This window comes from Bacillus sp. GC_Bacil_1 (genome assembly GCF_026540675.1).
GTDB lineage: Bacteria > Bacillota > Bacilli > Bacillales > Bacillaceae_G > Bacillus_A > Bacillus_A cereus.
The window spans coordinates 22,973-43,297 of sequence record NZ_JALNUG010000016.1; the positions used below are offsets into that span (position 1 = coordinate 22,973).

A 20,325-nucleotide genomic window follows, 5' to 3' on the forward strand; every position below is an offset into this window, starting at 1 on the left:
TTATCACTTCATGTCTTGCTAACTCTTTTTGTACTCAAAACATGTTTAGAGTTCTTTCATAACAACTATATTTTTCTAAAATGCCACACTTCCGGCTATTATTTTGTATCTATTTTTAAGAAATAGGAAAAAGGGTACTTTAGATATCCTATCTAAAGTACCCTTTTATTAAAAATAAACCTTATTATAAAGAGTAGTTCGAGACTGCAAAATGATAGAAATATAACATACTATCAAAATTATTTATTAATAGTAATAGTAATACTATACATAAACCGACTACTTTTATACGTCTCATCACTTTAAAGCCATATGCTAATAACAAAGGGATTGTAAATACCATATGTGCGCCATAAATAAATGCTTCAGATGCCCCAAAACCAACAATTCCATGTAAGACAATATTAAATAGTAAACAGAAACTTAAAAACCTTACGAAAGGTTCTTTTCTAAAGTTTTTCCATACAGCTACTATTATAAAAGCATACACAGATACAATCACAATCCATCCGATCATAGTATGTGATGGAAGCATATTTAATTGTGCGAATTGCTCACCTTGTCTTAAAGTAACTTCCGAGAATGGTCCAAAGATGAATGAAGATCCTAATACCAAATGAAATGCTAGTATATACTTAGACCCTACATATTCCTCTGAAAAACCTTGTTTCTCTGTAAATTTAATATTAGTATTGATCACATCAATAAGTGATATGTTATTTTCTATAATCACTAATGCGAAAAGAAGAACGACCACAATGATAGAAATACCAGTCCAAATGATTCTTTTCTTTAATGTTTTATAACTCATTACACTACCTAAAAACCACATAAACGAATTTGTTAATGTAACTCCCGTTATTCCTATTGCCAATAACATATTAGCAACGCTGAATCCTGCTTTCGCTTCTTTTTCTCCTGTAATAAACGGATAACATACAAAGCACATCAGTACCAATGTGAAATTGGCATAAACAAAAGATTCCGGTGTCCACGTAATAACTAACAGAGTAGCTGAAAATCCGTACATAACCGCTAATAGAAAAGAAACAATTACATTCTTACAAATTTTACAACATAATATGTAAATCATGACTACACTTAACGTACTTAAGAACGCTTGGAAAAATATAATACCTTGCACTACATTTTTTACACCTAGTGATGATACTACTGTTGCTATTTCCTCAGTTAAAAAATTTAAAAATGGATGTCGAAACAACACTTCATCTGCAATTGGTATTTTAGCCAAGAAAAAACTTAAAATGTAATAACCCTGATCAAAAGAAAAATACATGTCATACCAGGAAGCTGTTAAAACCTTAGAGTCGTTTTCCATTTTCCAACCGATAAAAAAATAAAATGACCAATAAAAAATGAAAAGGACAAGGGCTAACATACCCTTTCCTTTATAATCATTCCAAATATTCAATACTTCTTCTCCTCTCTACGGTAGAAATAACATAATTAGATGTGCCACGTACCCAATAACTGTTCCTAACACAAGTCCACCAAAAATCTCATGCCAATGATGTCCTTGACGCTCTCTTAATTTTTCTTCTTCCGAACTTATATGTTTATTCAACATTTTTGCATGTTTACCAACTGTACGGCGAAGTCCTGTGGCATCAATGATAACAATTGTTAAAATTGCCATCCCGATTCCAAACATCGGTGTATTAAACCCTTCATGAAACCCTATTGTCATGACCATACTTGATAAAATCGTTGTATGCGTACTAGGAAATCCACCATTTCCTACTAAACGAAAAGCATCTTTTCCAGAACGAAGATAATTCACTAAAAATTTTAATACTCCCGAAGCTACCCAAGCTATAAATGGAAGTACACAATATAAATATGTTCCCATTGCTTTACCTCCTATGATTTTGCAATAAATAAAATGCCAGCTACTATACATACCATTCCAGCAATTTTCATGAAATTGATTGTTTCACCAAATAATAATGCTGACGCAATAATAACAAATACATATCCGAAACTCACCATTGGGTATGCATAACTTAAATCAACCTTTCTCAGCACAATCATCCATAATAATGCACTTAAACCGTAAAAAGCTAGTCCGAAAAAGTTCGGTACGTTAATGAAATTCATAATACCTACAGCCGCTGAACTTTGTGATTTCATTGCGCCAAACTTTAATAAAATTTGCCCTACAACTCCCATACCAACTGATAAAATAATCATTAAAAATTGTTGCATCTCTATACTCCTTAACTGTTTATATTCAAAAAATGTTTTATTCCAAATAAAAAACGTTTAAGACACTCCTCTTAAACGTTTTAACAAACCCGAATAGAGTAATTAAAAGTTCAATAGTATAATAATAACTGTTATCGCATATAACAACACTGTTATTAAAATATGCTGATCCTCTAATAAAACTTTATCTGGTTCTCCACCTTTATCTTCCATGTGAACTAAATATAAATAACGAAAAATCCCGTAAATTACAAATGGGATTGTCCACATTAAATAGATACTTTTCCCTGCATTAAAAGTAAAGATAGCATAAGTTACAATAGTTGCCGATGTAACAATTGTACTTAATTGGTCTAACAAAGCAGAAGAATAACTTTCTAATACTTTTCTATGAGAACCTTTATTATTCTGTAACAATACTAATTCATGTCGTCTTTTATTAATGGCCAAGAATAGTGACAGTAATAATGTACATAATAAAAACCACGGTGTAAATGGCACTTGAATAACTAATCCACCGGCCAATGCTCGTAAAACAAATCCAGATGCAATAATTAAAATATCAATGATTACAACGTGCTTTAAACGAATTGAATACGCTACATTTAAAATAAAATAGACTGCTAATACTAAGCACAATAACGGATTTAGTATATATGAAACTACTAAAGACGCTACTAAAATAACACAACCTGCCGTAATAGCAAAGTACGGATTTAATGCACCCGATGCCATCGGTCGATATCGCTTAACAGGGTGTTGTCGATCTGCCTCAATATCCATAAAATCATTTAAAATATAGACACAGCCAGATATTGCACAAAATAGGGCAAAACAAATTGCAGCTTGTGCCACCATAGTTAAAGATACTTGTTTTATCGAAAAGACTAACGCTGCAAATACAAGCAAGTTTTTAGTCCATTGTTTCGGGCGTAACTGTTTAAAAAACAATACAACTATATTTTGTTGAGATAAAGTTCCTTCCCTCATAATAATAAGAGTGCTTCTATTTTTTTCACTCTCTTCATTCCCTCCCTATTAAATTGTTATTTACTTCTAATACAGGAAAGATTATATCACATAAGTATAACATTGAAAATCAGCTATTAAATACCAATAAAGAGGTCTCTCATCCATATTGGTAGTTCTAATAGACAAAGCTACAACAGCATTACACGCTCATTAATGGAATCAACATTTTCTAAAAGTAATCATCTTCATGATGATGCATTCTCGTTAAAATAATCGTATCGTCTCCATTGCTAATATTCTTTCATTAACACAATTACAGAAGTTAATCTTGAGCTCGGGACACGCCTCAAAGTTACAATTGGCTTACCCGAAAAAAGTGATGCACTTGGTTCTGTAAAGAAACAGACCGTACTTCCTTTTTCAAATGGAATTTTATACACGATTTCTTTATAAACATTTTTTTCAACAGCGTAGTAGCAAACAAAGTTATATCGAATTACCAATAAACAGGTCTACTATACCAATAAAAAGGCTGCCTCAAAAATTCGAGACAGCCTTTTCTTCAAAAAAATTATTCTTCTCCAAAACGCTCTACAAGTGTTGCAAGTGTACGTACCATTGCACCAGTTGCTCCAGCTGGACCTAAGTCGTGCGCGCCTTTTGTTTCTGATGTTCCAGCGATATCTAAGTGTACCCACGGTGTATCTTCAGCGAATTCGCCTAGGAATGTACCTGCCATAACCGCATGTCCTTCACGGCCTGGTGAGTTATTTAAATCAGCAAACTTACTGTTTCTCACACGTTCTTTATCACGATCAAAAATCGGTAGTTGCCAAATTGGTTCATCTGTTTCCATAGAAGCCTCTAGTACTTGCTCAAACAACTCTTCATTATTTGTCATTGCGCCTGTCGTATGGTTTCCAAGTGCAACAATTACACCGCCTGTTAATGTTGCAACATCAACAAGGTAGTTTGCGCCAAGTTTTTTCGCATACGTAATACCATCAGCTAAAGCTAGACGACCTTCTGCATCCGTATTTAATACTTCAATTGTTTTTCCACTCATAGATGTGATTACATCGTCTGGCTTAAATGCCGTACCACTTACAACGTTATCAGTTGAAGGAATAACAGCGATCACATTTTGTTCTGGGCGCAGTTCTCCGATAATTTCCATCGCACCTAATACAGCAGCTGCACCGCCCATATCACCTTTCATACCAACCATGCCTTCACGTGGTTTTAAAGAATAACCACCTGTATCGTATGTAATACCTTTTCCAACGAATCCAATGACATCTGTCCACTCTTCTTTTCCTTTATAAATAAGAGCAATCATTTTGGGTGGCTCTGTACTACCTTGGTTTACTGCAAGTAACGCACCCATACCAAGATCTTCCATCTCTTCTTTTTCAAGAACTTTATAGTCCATATCATACTTCTCCGCTAACTCAACAGCATACTCAGCAAGCTTTGTCGCTGTTAATACGTTTGGCGGCATATTTACAAGTGTACGAGCTGAATTTGTTGCACGTCCATGTACGTAGCCAACTGTTAATGCGGCTTCAATTTCTTGTGCATCTTCCGCTGTAATAGCCGTGAACTTCTCTAACTCTACACGATCCTTTTTATCTGATTTATACGTTTGTAATTCATATGTACCAAGGCCTTGTACCTCTGCCGCAATATGAGCGACATCAATCGCGTCTAATTTCTCTGTTACGAAAGAATCAAGTAAGATTGCTGCATCTTGTACTTTTGCTGCTTGCAGTGTTTTAAACGCCTTACCAAGAGCCGCGCGTAACGTTTCTGTCGTATAAGACTCTTTCTTGCCTAAACCAACAAAGTAATACCGTTTCACATTTGTTTTTCCTAAGCTATGTACTTTCGAAATGGCCTTTTTCTTCGTAGATAATTCTTTCTCTTCTAGTAAAACTTGTAATTGTCCTTCAAACGCTTTGTCCAGTTCTTGTACAAAACTACTCATTTTCTCTTCTTCAAATAAAGCGACAATTACTGCTTCGTGACCTGCTAATTCTTTTTGTACTTGAAACATGTTCAGACCCCCTAAATTTCTCTACCACCATTATAACTTTATTTTCGATAAAATGCGACAATTCTAACTACAGTTATATGACGTGTAAAATCTCCTCTATTATGAAATAAGCCAAGAAAAAAAGTCTAGCGTAATTACGACTAGACTATCTTTGCTTTAAATATTGACCACGAAACACTTGCATCGTTTCGTCTTGATTTAACATCGTTAACTCTTCTTCTGTAAACTTACCTTTTCCTACTTTTACTACATACACATTTACTTTTTTCTTACCCCATTGGCTATAAACATCTTTCACCGTATCATAATATAAATCAAGACGGTTTCCTTTTATTGCTCCGCCCTTATCAGCTACTACACCATACCCGTAACCTGGCACGAAGAGAATCGTTCCAATCGGGAATACGCGTAAGTCCGCAGCAATTGTGGAATATAAATCCCTTTTCACTTTAACACCTGAATATGTAATACCATACTCTGGATGCCCTGGCCTCTTACCTGTTGACTCAATCCCCGATGTATAACCTGTTGCAGTCATTTCAATTGAACGATATTTAGACCAGTCGTTTGCCTGCTCTAAAGCATTTATCACTTCTTTACTCGGAGCAACATTTCTCTTAACTTCTGCTGCATGTACTTCTTTTGCACTCATTCCTTCATATGTCTTTACAATCTCTAATAAAGAAACTCCAGTGAAAGCCTTCCATGTTACGCATAATGCAAATGCAAGTAAACAAGTCATCATAATGCGAATACAATATCGTTTTAACATTTTTATATTCCACACTCCTTCATCGTTAATCATTCCCTATACGATGAAGGAATATGCAAAAAATAATCTCCAACTTAGTTGGAGATTAAAACATTTGATATCCGCTTTTCCGAAGTTTCTTGATCACGACTCCTGCTAAAGCAGCCCCTACTAATCCAGTAGATAGAATAAACACGTCTGCTTGTCCTAAGTGCGATACACTTGTCCCAAATGAAGAAAATGTTTCTTTCGGTTTTGAAAAATAATCCCACATACTCGCTTTATTAATAATAAGCATACAAACAATCGGATACACAATAACCATTACCCAAGTAGCTCGCAAAATCATGTTGAGTAAAAATCCAATTCCAAAGAACAAAATAAAAAATAACATCATTGAAATAAGTAGTACCGGTATACTCACTCTTTCTCCCTCTCCTTCGCACGTGCCGTAAATACGTGATAGGCTGTATAACCAAATGGTTCTCCTGGATTTAATGTTTTGTCCACTTCAAGATGTAGTTCTGATCTTCCTTCTAACAAATATTTAATAAGTACAGACGTATTCGGATCGTCCGCAATCTTATCTGGATGTAAGAACGCCACTTCAGACAATTCTTTCTCCTGTACAATAATATTTTCTCCTTCAGGCTCCAAAAGGAAAATAATCATATTATCACTAATTTCATCACGAATAACACCCGATCGAACACCAATGATCCCCTTCACATGAGCGACAATGCCTGTCTCTTCTAACACTTCGCGTTTCACAGCTTCATCAACTGTCTCACCTTCATTTACAAAACCAGCCGGTAAAGACCATTTCCCTTTTAATCCACTGTATTTCTTCTTAACGAATAGCCACCTGCCATCTTTTGTAGCTACTAAGCCACTAACAGCTAACCATACTTTCCCGCGCTTCCCCATGATGCATCCTCCTCCATCCGAACGGACAGAATATTCTTTCTTTTCTATATATTATACTATACTTTTTAATTCGCTGTGAAATTTCCTTTTTTCAAAAAGTGAAAAAACCCATTTTGTCGATATACTGTTAACAAAAAAATATCAAGATGCAGAAATGTAATTATGAAGAAAATAAAACATTGGATTCATCCATTTCATGATAAGGAAATGTTCAAATAAAACATTTCTCCCATCTTTCTATTGTTATATCGAAAACATGTATTATATGAAAAAAAAGCAGAAACGGCGCTTAGCCGTTTCTGCTTTTTCTACTATATATTAAAAGAACTTTAATTTACCTTTTTTAAGAACTAATAAAGGTCCACCTAATAAGAATAAGTAGCGGTTATCGATTACTTTCTTCATGAAGGAAGCTTTCCAACCTGTTAACTTTTTACCCATAACAACGCCCATTGCATCGTCATGACCTAAAGAACATACAGATCCTTTATTATCGAATGCGAATTTTTTCATTTCGCCCTTGCCACGAACTAATACAGTTAAGTTGTGTGCAATATTGTAACCTTGTTGAATTGCAATTTGTGCTGTTGGTGGGTAAGGACGGTTAATTTCTTCGTTAATGATTAACGCTGCATCACCAACCATGAATACCTCTTCGTATCCTGGAGCGTGCATGTACTCATCAACTTTTACACGTCCGCGCATTGCTTCAAAGCCAGACTCTTCCACAATACCATTACCACGAACACCTGCAGCCCAAACTACTGTTTCAGACTTAATTAATTCAGTATCATCACCATTTGCAACAATAATACCTTCTTCAGTTGCTTCTTTAATTGCTGTACCGATGCGGAATTCTACGCCTTTTTTCTCAAGTTGTTTTACAGCATATTCTACTAATGCTGGATCGAAACCTGGAAGTGCTGTTGGAGCAGCTTCTACACAGATGATACGTGCTTTTTCACGTGGTACATTGTACTGTTTGCAAAGTTCAGGAACACGGTTTGCAAGCTCACCTACGTACTCGATACCAGTAAATCCAGCACCACCAACAACGATTGTTACTAACTCATCGCGCTTTTCATCTGCATATTTAGCGAAACTAGCTTCCATATGCTCACGAATTTCACGAGTTGCATTAATGTTAGCGATTGAGAATGCATGCTCTTTTAATCCTGTAATTCCGAATGTTTCTGATTCGAAACCAAGACCGATTACCAAGTAGTCATACTCTAACTCGCCGTCTTTTAAGATAATACGTTTTTCAGTAGCTTTAATTTCTACTACTGTGTCTTGTACAAAGTTCACTTTATTTGTATCAATAACGTCTTGAATATCTAGACAGATTTTTTCATCTTGTAATGTACCAGCTGCGCTCTCGTGTAACCAAGTCGCTTGGTAGTGATAGCTGTTGTTGTTTACTAACGTAATTTCAGCTTCATTTACAGATAATGCTTTTTGCAGACGAACAGTCGTAATCATCCCGCCATAACCTGCACCTAAAACTACGATTTTTGGAGTCTTCACCAAATCACAACCCTTTTCTTTATATAATAGTAATGAGAAATAATACCAAGTACTAAAAACTCTATTTGTCAAGAATGTGGAATTTATCACATTCTATATCATAACAAAACGCAGTCAAAAAATCGTACGAATTTTGTCATAGAAATTTAACATAATACTTCCCTATATTAGTCGGTTTTATTCCAGAATTCAAGCTTCTGGAGAATTATCAATATTTTAAAATAACATAGCGTTTTCAAGGGTTTTTCAACCTTTTTTTCATGTATTTTCCTTTCTGTATATTTTATACAATACAAAAAGCATCTATGCGAAAACTTACACACAATTCAGTCGTTTTCAGAAGTATTATGAACTCAAATATGCTATCATTTATTTGAAAGTGTCATCATTTGCAGGATTTTCGTGTACATATGAACAATATATGAAATCAATATCAAAATTCCATCTATAGGGGGAATGAAAGTGGCAGAAAATCAAAAAGTTTACGACATAACAATTATTGGTGGTGGTCCAACAGGACTATTCACAGCATTTTATGGCGGGATGAGACAAGCAAGTGTAAAAATCATTGAAAGCTTACCTCAACTTGGAGGACAATTATCCGCACTCTACCCTGAAAAATACATTTATGATGTAGCTGGATTTCCAAAAGTGCGCGCACAAGAATTAGTTGATAACTTAAAAGAGCAAATGAAGAAATTTGATCCAACCATTTGCTTAGAAGAAGCTGTTGATACGCTTGAAAAACAAGCTGATGGTATATTTAAACTTGTTACGAATAAACAAACTCACTATTCTAAATCAGTCATTATTACTGCCGGCAATGGTGCTTTCCAACCACGCCGCTTAGAATTAGAAGGTACAGCAAAATACGAAAAGAAAAACTTACATTATTTCGTTGATGATATGAATAAATTTGCTGGCAAGCGCGTCGTAGTATTTGGCGGTGGCGACTCAGCAGTAGACTGGACGATGATGTTAGAACCGATTGCTGACAAAGTTACAATCGTTCATCGCCGTGATAAATTCCGCGCACATGAACATAGCGTCGAAAACTTAATGAATTCTCGTGCAGAAGTAAGTACACCGTATGTTCCAGTTGAACTCATTGGTGATGACAAAATTGAACAAGTCGTTCTTCAGCACGTAAAAACTGAAGAAAAAGTTATCATCGATGTTGATGATGTAATTGTAAACTACGGCTTCGTTTCCTCTCTTGGCCCAATTAAAAACTGGGGCTTAGATATACAAAAAAATAGCATCCTTGTGAATTCAAAAATGGAAACAAATATTCCTGGCATTTACGCTGCTGGTGACATTTGTACATATGAAGGAAAAGTAAAACTTATCGCTTGTGGATTTGGCGAAGCACCGACAGCAGTAAACAATGCAAAAGCTTACTTCGATCCAAATGCAAAACTTCAACCAATGCATAGCTCAAGCATGTTTTAATATGTAAAAATAAAAGCTCCTTCCATACGCGGAAGGAGCTTTTATTTTATATACCACGAAAGCACACTGAATTCGATAAACTATCGAACTCAGTGTGCTTTTCGTCTACAAAAATTATTATTTTCTTCTTCTACCTAATACGAATAATACTCCGCCAACTAAGAATGAAATTCCCGCACCAACTGACATCATCCATGGATGTGCTGCCCCTGTTTTCGGTAATTCTTTTTCTACTTTTACTTGCGGGTCTTTATTTAACTTTTCCAGTCTTACTTCCGGTTTCTTCAGATCTTTCGGGTCTTCCGGTTTCACTTCTGGCTCCTTCGGCTCTTTCGGATCTTCCGGTTTCACTTCTGGCTCCTTCGGCTCTTTCGGATCTTCCGGTTTCACTTCTGGCTCCTTCGGTTCTTTCGGATCCTCTGGTTTCACTTCTGGCTCCTTCGGTTCTTTCGGATCCTCTGGTTTCACTTCTGGCTCCTTCGGTTCTTTCGGATCCTCTGGTTTCACTTCTGGCTCCTTCGGTTCTTTCGGATCTTCCGGTTTCACTTCTGGCTCCTTCGGTTCTTTCGGATCTTCCGGTTTCACTTCTGGTTCTTTCGGATCTTCCGGTATCTTAAAATCTTCTTTTGTTTTCGGTAAAATTGTAACTGTAGGCTCAAGTGGTGGATTTATTCTATCGTCCACTATCGCTCTATTTGTTATCCCTTTACTTGGTGCTGCTTTTACCTTCGCTTTAAAAATAATACTACGTTCTTTTGTATCTGTAATTTCTAAATACTTCGCTATTACTTTTCCAAACTCCATTTTTAACTCTACTGGATTTGGTTCAGCCCCTTCAAATCGAATACTATCTTGCACGTACTCTAAACCGGCTGGAATTTCATCTTCTATCTTTACCTCTGCTATTTTTCCATTTTCTACCGTGTTTTCAAAGCTAATTCGGTATTCGATTTCTTCTCCTAGCTTCGGTTCTTTATTACTTACTGTCTTCGTTGCTTTTACCTTACCATCTTTATATTCTGGCTTTATTGTCGCTGTCGGTTCCATAACTGGATGATTTGGATCATCTACGTGAATAATCGCTTTATTTGTTATTTCCTCTCCAACTTTTACTGATTCTTTTACCTTTACTTTAAAGATGATACTTCTTTCTTTCGTATCCGTAATTTCTGGATACTTCACTGTTACTTTTCCATTCTCAACTTTAAGTTCTGTTGGTACAGGCTTATCACCTACGGCCTTCAGACTATCTTTCACATACTCTAAAACAGACGGAATTTCATCTTCAATCTTTACATCAACTAACTTCCCGCCATCTACTATGCCGTTAAAAGTAATTCGATATTCGATTTCTTCCCCTAGCTTTGGTTCATGATTACTTACTTCTTTCCTTGCCTCTAGTTTCCCATCTTTATATTGCGGTGTAATTGGTACAAGTGACTCAACCGGTGGATTTGTCGGATTATTATCATCCACAACCGCCTTGTTTATAATTTCTCTTCCTACTTGTACCGTTTCTTGTACTTTCGCTTTAAAGATGATACTTCTTTTTTTCGTATCCGTAATTTCTGGATACTTTGCTGTTACTTTTCCATTCTCAACTTTAAGTTCTACTGGATTTGGTTCCGGCCCATCAGACTTTATACTATCCTGTACGTATTCTAAACCGGCTGGAATTTTATCTTCTACTTTTACCTCAGTTAGTTTTCCGTTTTCTACCGTATTTTCAAAGCTAATTCGATATTCTACTTCTTCTCCTAACTTCGGTTCATGATTGCTTACTGTTTTTTCTGCTTGTAATGCACCATCTTTATGTTGAGGCTGTATAGCGACATTTGGTTTCTCTGGTGGATTTATAGTATCTTCCACAACCGCCGTATTCACAATCGCTTCGCCAATTTTAGCTTTTTCTTTCACTTTTCCTTTAAAGACGATGCTTCTTTCTTTCGTATCCGTAATTTCTGGATATTCTGCGAGTACTGTGCCGTTTTTCACTTTCACATGCAACGGTTTTGGACTATCCCCCTCAGCTCTTTCGCTACCTTCTACAAACTCTAAACTGTTTGGTAATTCATCCTTAATTTTCACCTTCGCTACTTTTCCGTGCTCAACTACGTTACGGAACGTAATTCGATACTCTACTTCTTCTCCTAATTTTGGAGCTGGGTTATTTACTGTTTTCTCAGCTTTTATTTTTCCATTCTTATACTCCGGTGTAATAATCGCTTCTGGTTTTTGCGGAGGATTCTTCGGATTATCATCATCCACAATTGCCGTATTCACGATTTTCTTCCCGACTTTTACTGCTTCTGTTACTTTTACCTTAAAGATAATGCTACGCTCAGCTGTATCAGTAATATTTTCATACTTCGCTGTGATTTTTCCAGCTTCTTCTTTTAGCTCTACTGGATTTGGTTCATTACCTTCTGCTTTTAAACTATCCTTCACATACTCTAATCCATTTGGTAGTTGATCCTCAATTTTCACTTCTGCTAGTTTTCCGTTTTCTACCGTATTATTAAAACTAATTCGGTACTCTACTTCTTCTCCTAGCTTTGGATCTTTTTTACTTACCTTTTTATTAGCTTTAAATTTACCATCTTTATGCTGCGGTGTAATATCTACTTCCGGTCGCTCTGGTGGATTTTTTGTATCATCAACAATTGCTTTATTTACAATTGCCTTGTCCACTTCAACGGAATCTTTCACCTTCACTTTAAAGATAATGCTTCTTTCTTTCATGTCAGTGATATTTTCATACTTCGCACTAACCTTACCAGCTTCTTCTTTCAACTCTACTGGGGCCGGCTTATCACCTTCTGCTTTTAGACTATCTTTCACATACTCTAAACCAAACGGAATTTCATCCTCAATTTTGACCTCTGCCAGTTTTCCATCTTTCACCGTATTATTAAATGAAATTCGATATTCGATTTCTTCACCTAGCTTCGGTTTATGATTATTCACCTTTTTATGAGCAGCAATTTTACCGTCTTTATATTGCGGTGTAATTTTTGCTGTTGGATCAATTACTGGATGGTTCGGATCATCAACATGGATAATCGCTTTATTTGTAATGTCCTTACCTATTGTAACCGAATCTTTCACCTTCACTTTAAAGACGATACTTCTTTCTTTCGTATCCATAATCTCTGAATACTTTGCCATTACCTTACCATTTTCTACTTTCAACTCCACTGGTTTTGGCTCTTCACCTTCAGCCTTTTCGCTTCCTTCTACAAACTCTAATCCAGCTGGAATTTTATCTTCTATCTTTACCTCTACTAGTTTCCCATCTTTCACCGTATTATTAAAAATAATTCGATATTCGATTTCCTCACCTAACTTCGGTTCACGATTACTTACTTCTTTTCTTGCCTCAATTTTTCCATCTTTATATTGTGGTGTAATCGGTACATAAGGCTCTTCTGGTAGATTCTTTGTATCATCTACAATTGCCTCATTTACGATTTCTTCTCCCACTTTTGCGCTTTCTTTTACCTTCGCTTTAAAGACAATACTTCTTTCCTCTGTATCTGTAATTTCTGGATACTTTGCCATTACTTTATTATTTTTCACCTGTAGCTCTACTGGTTTCGGTTTAGAACCTTCTGCTGTGATGCTGCCTTCTACATACTCTAAACCATTTGGTAATGTATCCTTTATATTTACCTCTGCTAGTTTCCCGTTTTCTATCGTATTTTTAAAACTAATTCGATATTCTACTTCTTCTCCTAGTTTCGGTTTATGATTATTGGCTACTTTCTGCGCAGCAATTTTACCATCTTTATATTGCGGAGTAATTTCCACACGAGGCTCTTCTGGCTCATTTTTTGTATCTACTACGATTGCTTTATTAACAATCTCCTTGCCTATTTCTGCCTCTTCTTTTACTTTCACTTTAAAAATAATACTTCTTTCTTTTGTATCCGCAATTTCTAGATACTTTGCCATCACCTTGCCGTTTTCAAATTTTAATTCTACCGGACTAGGCTTAAATCCTTCTGCTTGTAAACTGTTCTCTACAAACTCTAATCCAGCTGGAATTTCATCTTCTACTTTAACCTCTACTAGTTTTCCGTTTTCTACCGTGTTTTTAAAACTAATTCGGTATTCTACTTCTTCTCCTAATTTCGGTTTTTTATTGGTTACAAATTTCTCTGCTTTAAGCTTACCGTCTTTATATTCTGGCGTAATTGTTACTTCTGAAGTTGTTGGATCTTTTGTATCATCAACAACTACTTTATTGACAATGCCTTCACCAACCTTAAATTCTTCTTTTACTTTCGCTTTAAAGACGATACTTCTTTCTTCTGTATCCGTAATTTCTGGATATTTTGCGATTACTTTTCCATCTTTCACTTTCAGTTCTACCGGATCTGGCTTAGAACCTTCTGCTCGTAAACTATCTTTCACATACTCTAATCCATTTGGTAAATCGTCTTCTATTTTTAACTCTGCTAGCTTTCCGTTTTCTACCGTATTTTTAAAGCTAATTCGGTATTCCACTTCTTCTCCTAACTTCGGCGTTTCATTATTTACCGTCTTCTTCGCTTCCACTTTTCCGTCTTTATGCTGTGGAGTAATTTCTGCCGTCGGTGTTTCTGGCTCATTTTTCGTATCATCAATAATTGCTTTATTGACGATTTTTTTACCGACTTTCACTTCATCTTTTACTTTCACTTTAAAAGTGATACTTCTTTCTTCTGTATCCGTAATCTCTGGATACTTCGCCATTACCTTACCATTTTCCACTTTCAATTCTACTGGATCCGGCTTAGAACCTTCTGCTTTCACACTGTTTTCTACGTACTCTGAACCTTCGGGTAAAGTATCTTCTATTTTCACCTCTGCTAGTTTTCCGTCTTCTACCGTGTTTTTAAAACTAATTCGGTATTCTACTTCTTCTCCTAACTTCGGCGTTTCATTATTTACCGTCTTCTTCGCTTTCACTTTTCCGTCTTTATGTTGCGGAATAATTTCTGCTGTCGGTGTTTCTGGCGGATGTTTCGTATCGCTCACAATGGCTTCATTAACAATCCAATCGCTCACTTTACCTTTTACTTTCACTTTAAAGGTAATACTTCTCTCTTTTGTATCTGTAATCTCAGGATACTTCGCCATTACCTTACCGTTTTCAAATTTCAATTCCACTGGAGCTGGCTTAGCACCTACTGCTTTTACACTATCTTTCACATACTCTAATCCATTTGGTAAATCGTCTTCTATTTTTAACTCTGCTAGCTTTCCGTTTTCTACCGTATTTTTAAAGCTAATTCGGTATTCCACTTCTTCTCCTAACTTCGGCGTTTCATTATTTACCATCTTTTTCGCTTCAAGTTTTCCATCTTTATACTGAGGAATAATTTCCGCAGTCGGATTAACTGGCTTATTTTGCGAATCATCAATAGTTGCTTTATTAATGATTTTTTTACCGACTGTTACTTCTTCTTTTACTTTCACTTTAAAAACGATACTTCTTTCTTCTGTATCCATAATTTCTGGATATTTTGCCATTACCTTACCATTTTCAAATTTCAGCTCTACTGAATCTGTTCCGGCACCTTCTGCTTTCAAACTATTTTCTACATACTCTAAACCTTCTGGTAGAGTATCCTCTATTATCACGTCTGTTAGCTTTCCGTACTTAACCGTATTTTTCATACTAATTCGGTATTCTACTTCTTCTCCTAACTTCGGTGTTTCATTATTTACGATTTTCTTCGCTTTAATTTTTCCATCTTTGTGTAATGGTGTGATTTTTGCTTCTGGTTCTTTCGGATGTTTCATATCATCAACAATTGCCTTATTAATGATTTCCTTACCTACTTCCGCTTCTTCCTTCACCTTTACCTTAAAGGCAATACTTCTTTCTTTCATATCCGTAATATTTTCGTATTCAGCAATGACTTTTCCATCTTTCACACTTAACTTTAATGGAGCTGGTTTATCACCTTCAGCCTTTTCACTGCCTTTTACATACTCTAAACCGTTAGGAATTATATCCTCTATCGTTACCTTTTCTAGTTTTCCGTTTTCTACCGTATTTTTAAAGCTAATTCGGTATTCTACTTCTTCTCCTAGTTTTGGTGATGGATTATCTACTGTCTTCTTCGAATCAATTATTCCATCCTTATATTGCGGAGTAATTCTTTCTTCCGGCTCAATCGGTGGATTTTTCGTATCATCAACAATTGCTTTATTGACAATCTCTTTATCTACTTTTGCTTCTTCCTTCACCTTTACTTTAAAGACGATACTTCTTTCTTTCATATCCATAATATCGATATACTTAGCTTTGACTATTCCATTTTCAACAGCTAATTCTACTGGTCCAGGTGCTTCTCCTTCGGCCTTGATACTATTTTCTACATATTCAAGACCTTTTGGAATTGTATCTTCCACTCGCACCTCTTCTAGTTTTCCGTTCTCAACCGTATTATGAAAACTAATGCGGTACTCGATTTCCTCGCCTAGCTTCGGTTTCTTATTATTAACTACCTTTGTAGCAGCAATTTCACCTTTTTTACTTTGTGGTGTAATAACAACCTTCGATTCAGCAGGCTCATTTTTCGGATCTTTTGCAATTGCTTTATTTACAATTGCCTCCCCTACTTTTGCCGAATCTTTTACTTTCACTTTAAATACAATACTTCTTTTTTCTGTATCCGTAATTTCTGGATACTTTGCCATTACTTTGCCGTCTTCCACTTTTAGTTCTACTGGCTCTGGTTTTATACCTTCAGCTTTCAAACTATCTTTCACGTATTCAACACCTTTAGGTAGTGTATCTTCTACTAGCACCTTTTCTAGTTTTCCGTTTTCTACCGTATTATAAAATGTAATTCGGTATTCCACTTCTTCTCCTAGTTTTGGTGTTTGATTCGTTACGCTTTTTTCAACATCCACTTTACCGTATTTATAATCCGGCGTAATCTTTTCTTCTGGATGCTCAGACTGTCCATTTGGCTCACTCACAACCGCTTTATTAACAATCGTTTCTCCGGCTTTTGCCTCTTCTTTTACTTTCACTTTAAAGGAAATGCTTCGCTCTTTTGTATCCGTAATCTCTGGATATTTTGCGATTACCTTACCATTTTCTACTTTTAACTCTACTGGATTTGGTTCAGCACCTTCAGCTCTCTCACTACCTTGAACAAATTCTAAGTTAGCTGGAATTTCATCTTCTATTGTAACTGCATCTAGTTTTCCGTTTTCCACCGTATTTTTGAAGCTAATTTGATATTCAACTTCTTCTCCTAGCTTCGGCTTTTTATTTGTTGCTTTTTTCTTTGCAGTAATTTTACCGGCCTTATGCTGTGGTGTAATCTTCTCCTCTAAATCCTTTGGTGGATTTGTTTTATCACTAACGGTTGCTTTATTAACAATTTCTTCACCAATTTTTGCAGTTTCTTTTACTTTTGTTTTAAAGACGATACTTCTTTCTTCCATATCCATAATTTCTGGATACTTTGCCATTACTTTGCCATTTTCAAACTTCAGCTCTACTGGCTCTGGTTTTGCACCTTCTGCTTTCAAGCTATCTTTCACGTATTCAAGATTACTTGGTAATTCGTCTTCAATTGTCAATACATCTAGACGTCCATCTTTTGTCTTATTTTTAAATGTAATACGATACTCTACCTCGTCACCTAGCTTCGGTGTTTTATTAGAAGCTATTTTTCTTGCTTCTATTTCTCCCGGAACTTCTTTCGGAAGCGTAACCGTAACATTTGCATCATCTGTAGTTTCATAATTTACCTCGGTACTATCTTTTCCCTTTACAGCAACGATATTTTTTATTGTTGTATCTGATTGTACAGAAGCTTTCACTTTTACTTTGAATGTAATAATGGCACTTTCACCAGGCTTTAAAACACCGCCGTCTTTAGCATTAGCACCTTCACCAACACGGAAATCAATTTGATTATTTACAAACTCCGCTTCATCATCGCTTGCATTATCTGTTTTATTTCCTTTATTACTTCCAGAAATATATTGTATAGATCCCGGAACATACTCTAAACGATCATCTAATTTATCAAAACCTTTTACATTAGATACAGGTGCTTGGTTATTTTTCGTATCATTCTTCACTTCAATTTGATACGTAAACTCTTCACCAGCTTTAATTTCCTTAACTTCTTTACCGGCACTATCTAATGCCTTTTTATCAACTTGTAAGTTTGGAGCATTATGTTCTGTAACGAATGTAGCGTTATTTAATACGTAAATATCACCACCGCCACCATTTGCTCTAAAACGCATTTTTGCTTCTTTTAAATCATTTTTTACTTGAGTAGGTCCTTCAAGATGATACGTATGAATGTCAGTACTGAATGAATTTGTCCAATCCGGGTTATATCCTGGATATTTTTTTGCAACAAACTCGTTAGTACCATCTACTTGTACTTCTGTCATAGACGAATCATTCGCATCATTGTCTTTACCGTTAATATTTTTTATCTTTATATATCCAGCACCAAAATCATATTCTCCATAATCATATGCATATCCATCTTTCTCAGCTGGGTCACCTTGCGATGAAAAATAACTAAATTTCGCCTTAAAAGCACCTTCTTTTGGTGTGTTTATTTTATTAACACTAATATCTGTCCAGGCTGTACTTTTTTGAGAGACTAGCCCTTCCCAAATCTTCATGTCTTTTACTGTTTCTTTATAGTTTTCATAAACTAATATAAGATTCCAGTTACCCCAGTAATAGCCGCCACCTGTTACATCTTTAATTTGTGGCACATTTGCAACTGTCAACGTTTGTGAAATCCCTTGCTGTGCAATTACATTTGTTACATCTGCATACGCAACATATCCTGCGCCACTACCTGAGTAATTAGAAATATAAGGTAGGTAATCCGCTTTTCGTATGCTATCAGCAGTTACATCTGCATATTCTTTATTTCCCATTTTCATTTTGACTGGTTGCCTTACTTGATCCTCGGTAACCTTTCTATCAGCAATATTTCCTGGTAACCCCATTGCTGCTGTCCAGAATAAGTAAGCCTTTTTCACTTTACTTCCGGCAGGAATATTAGGAAATGCACCTGTTGACGAATTAAAAGTACTATCATCGTTATCAACGTCCACAGTCATTTTATTCGTTTTATAACCCATACTTTGTCTGCCATAATGATCAGTCGTCAAACCAAGTGTTACATTACCAGTCTGTACTAAATTACCAGCAGTAATTGTAGAATACAGTGGATCTCCAAATCCTTGCTTATCCCCTGTTTGCATTTGAACCTTCGAAGCATTCTCTGATGCAGCTTGTACTTTTGCATCGCTCTGATTTTCCGCTTCTTTTTCTAGTTTCTTCTCATCTTTATCTACTGGCTGCTTCACTAGTTCCGTGTTCGCTGTAGGTTTATTTTTATCTCCTGCAGATACTTTTAATTTTCCATCCACTTCTTTTGATTTAGCATCCACTTCTTTTGATTTAGCATCAGCTGGTGATCCGATTTCTTTCTTACTACTGTCAGCCTCATCATCGGTATTAGCTTCAACCTTGTCTTCAGAAGGAATCCCTTCAACATCTACAGACATGTTTCCTATTTGTAGTTGATCCTTTTGCACACTAATTTTTTGCTTATACTCTTTATTAAAATGTTGTGCACGACGAGCTTTTATTAACACAGTCATTTTTTCATGTGATTTTAAATCTTTAATTTTAAGATTAGAAGAAAGAACCTTTCCTCCCTTATCTTTTTCCTCTACATAGAAATCCGCTACCTTATTTTCAGGTAACTTCTCTCCGTTTACTTTCACAGATTGCGAAGGGAACGTAATTTCATTTTCATTATTTTGTTTAAGCACCAATTCTTGAATTGGTGTAGCTCCCGTATTTTCAATCGTATATTGAAATACGTGCTCCCTCTCCGCTACTTCTCCCTTATATATTTCAGCATTTACTTGCTCTGCCTTAATTTTCACATCATTTCCTTGTAACTCATCCCAGCTTTTTTTATTTATCTCTGTAGCAAAAGCACTGGGTGAAGGCAATATGATGGATAGGAGAAGTGTGATCATCGTTACGACATTAAAACACTTCAATACTTGCTTCATATTTTCTACCTTTCTCCTTTCTATATACTTGCTATCCGTCTACTTAATTTCGTAGCCGTATACATAGCAATATATATCCACTCGCAACAATCCGTCCTACGAAAATGTATCGTTGAAATCCCAATGTCAACAATATAAATCTCATAGAATATTACTATTTTAATTTATCAAAAATAGCATATATATCGGACACTTATACAAACCTTTACCATTTTTAATATAGTAAAAACGTTCTACTGCATAGGCTTATATAACAGTTAAAGGATACATAAAAATCTTAACATACTCCCTAACCTATTCATACATACAATAGAATTTTTACCATTTTTTAGTT

The 20,325-nt window shown here is 35.7% G+C and carries 11 protein-coding genes; 1 reads left to right on the plus strand and 10 read right to left on the minus strand.

Annotated elements, in window-relative coordinates:
- Positions 1–184 precede the first annotated feature (184 nt).
- The 9 genes from OXT04_RS21795 to OXT04_RS21835 all read right to left on the minus strand — a co-directional run bounded on the left by OXT04_RS21795 (position 185) and on the right by OXT04_RS21835 (position 8,459).
- Positions 185–1,432 carry a DUF6080 domain-containing protein gene (locus tag OXT04_RS21795; RefSeq protein WP_267417555.1) on the minus strand — a complete coding sequence of 416 codons (1,248 nt, stop codon included), beginning with the start codon at positions 1,430–1,432 and terminating at the stop codon, positions 185–187.
- A gap of 15 nt (positions 1,433–1,447) precedes the next feature.
- Positions 1,448–1,870 (minus strand): divergent PAP2 family protein, encoded by a 423-nt coding sequence (locus tag OXT04_RS21800; protein WP_000537662.1) that lies wholly within the window; start codon positions 1,868–1,870, stop codon positions 1,448–1,450.
- Positions 1,871–1,881: 11 nt separating this feature from the next.
- Positions 1,882–2,226, minus strand: coding sequence for an EamA family transporter (locus tag OXT04_RS21805; RefSeq protein ID WP_001183889.1), 345 nt, complete (start codon positions 2,224–2,226; stop codon positions 1,882–1,884).
- Between the two features lie 102 nt (positions 2,227–2,328).
- Positions 2,329–3,216, minus strand: a complete 888-nt coding sequence (locus tag OXT04_RS21810) for a decaprenyl-phosphate phosphoribosyltransferase (RefSeq protein ID WP_001206695.1) — start codon at positions 3,214–3,216, stop codon at positions 2,329–2,331.
- Between the two features lie 553 nt (positions 3,217–3,769).
- The gene (gene pepA, locus OXT04_RS21815; RefSeq protein WP_098570147.1) at positions 3,770–5,254 is read right to left on the minus strand and encodes a cytosol aminopeptidase; all 1,485 of its coding nucleotides are present in this window, start codon (positions 5,252–5,254) and stop codon (positions 3,770–3,772) included.
- 145 nt (positions 5,255–5,399) lie between these two features.
- On the minus strand, positions 5,400–6,026 hold the full coding sequence (locus OXT04_RS21820; protein ID WP_002094181.1) for a 3D domain-containing protein: 627 nt from the start codon (positions 6,024–6,026) through the stop codon (positions 5,400–5,402).
- 85 nt (positions 6,027–6,111) lie between these two features.
- A complete protein-coding gene (locus OXT04_RS21825) occupies positions 6,112–6,429 on the minus strand; it encodes a YuiB family protein (protein ID WP_000027016.1) in 318 nt (105 codons plus the stop codon).
- Positions 6,426–6,932, minus strand: a complete 507-nt coding sequence (locus OXT04_RS21830) for an NUDIX hydrolase (protein WP_000517993.1) — start codon at positions 6,930–6,932, stop codon at positions 6,426–6,428. Before OXT04_RS21830 ends, OXT04_RS21825 begins: the two co-directional genes overlap by 4 nt.
- A gap of 318 nt (positions 6,933–7,250) precedes the next feature.
- Positions 7,251–8,459, minus strand: coding sequence for an NAD(P)/FAD-dependent oxidoreductase (locus tag OXT04_RS21835; RefSeq protein WP_142306354.1), 1,209 nt, complete (start codon positions 8,457–8,459; stop codon positions 7,251–7,253).
- A 462-nt stretch (positions 8,460–8,921) separates the two neighbouring features.
- Between OXT04_RS21835 and OXT04_RS21840 the strand changes: the two genes are divergently transcribed.
- On the plus strand, positions 8,922–9,911 hold the full coding sequence (locus OXT04_RS21840) for an NAD(P)/FAD-dependent oxidoreductase (RefSeq protein ID WP_000829772.1): 990 nt from the start codon (positions 8,922–8,924) through the stop codon (positions 9,909–9,911).
- A gap of 117 nt (positions 9,912–10,028) precedes the next feature.
- On the opposite strand, the gene OXT04_RS21845 is transcribed toward OXT04_RS21840, so the two are convergent.
- The gene (locus OXT04_RS21845; protein WP_267417566.1) at positions 10,029–19,991 is read right to left on the minus strand and encodes an isopeptide-forming domain-containing fimbrial protein; all 9,963 of its coding nucleotides are present in this window, start codon (positions 19,989–19,991) and stop codon (positions 10,029–10,031) included.
- Positions 19,992–20,325 lie beyond the last annotated feature (334 nt).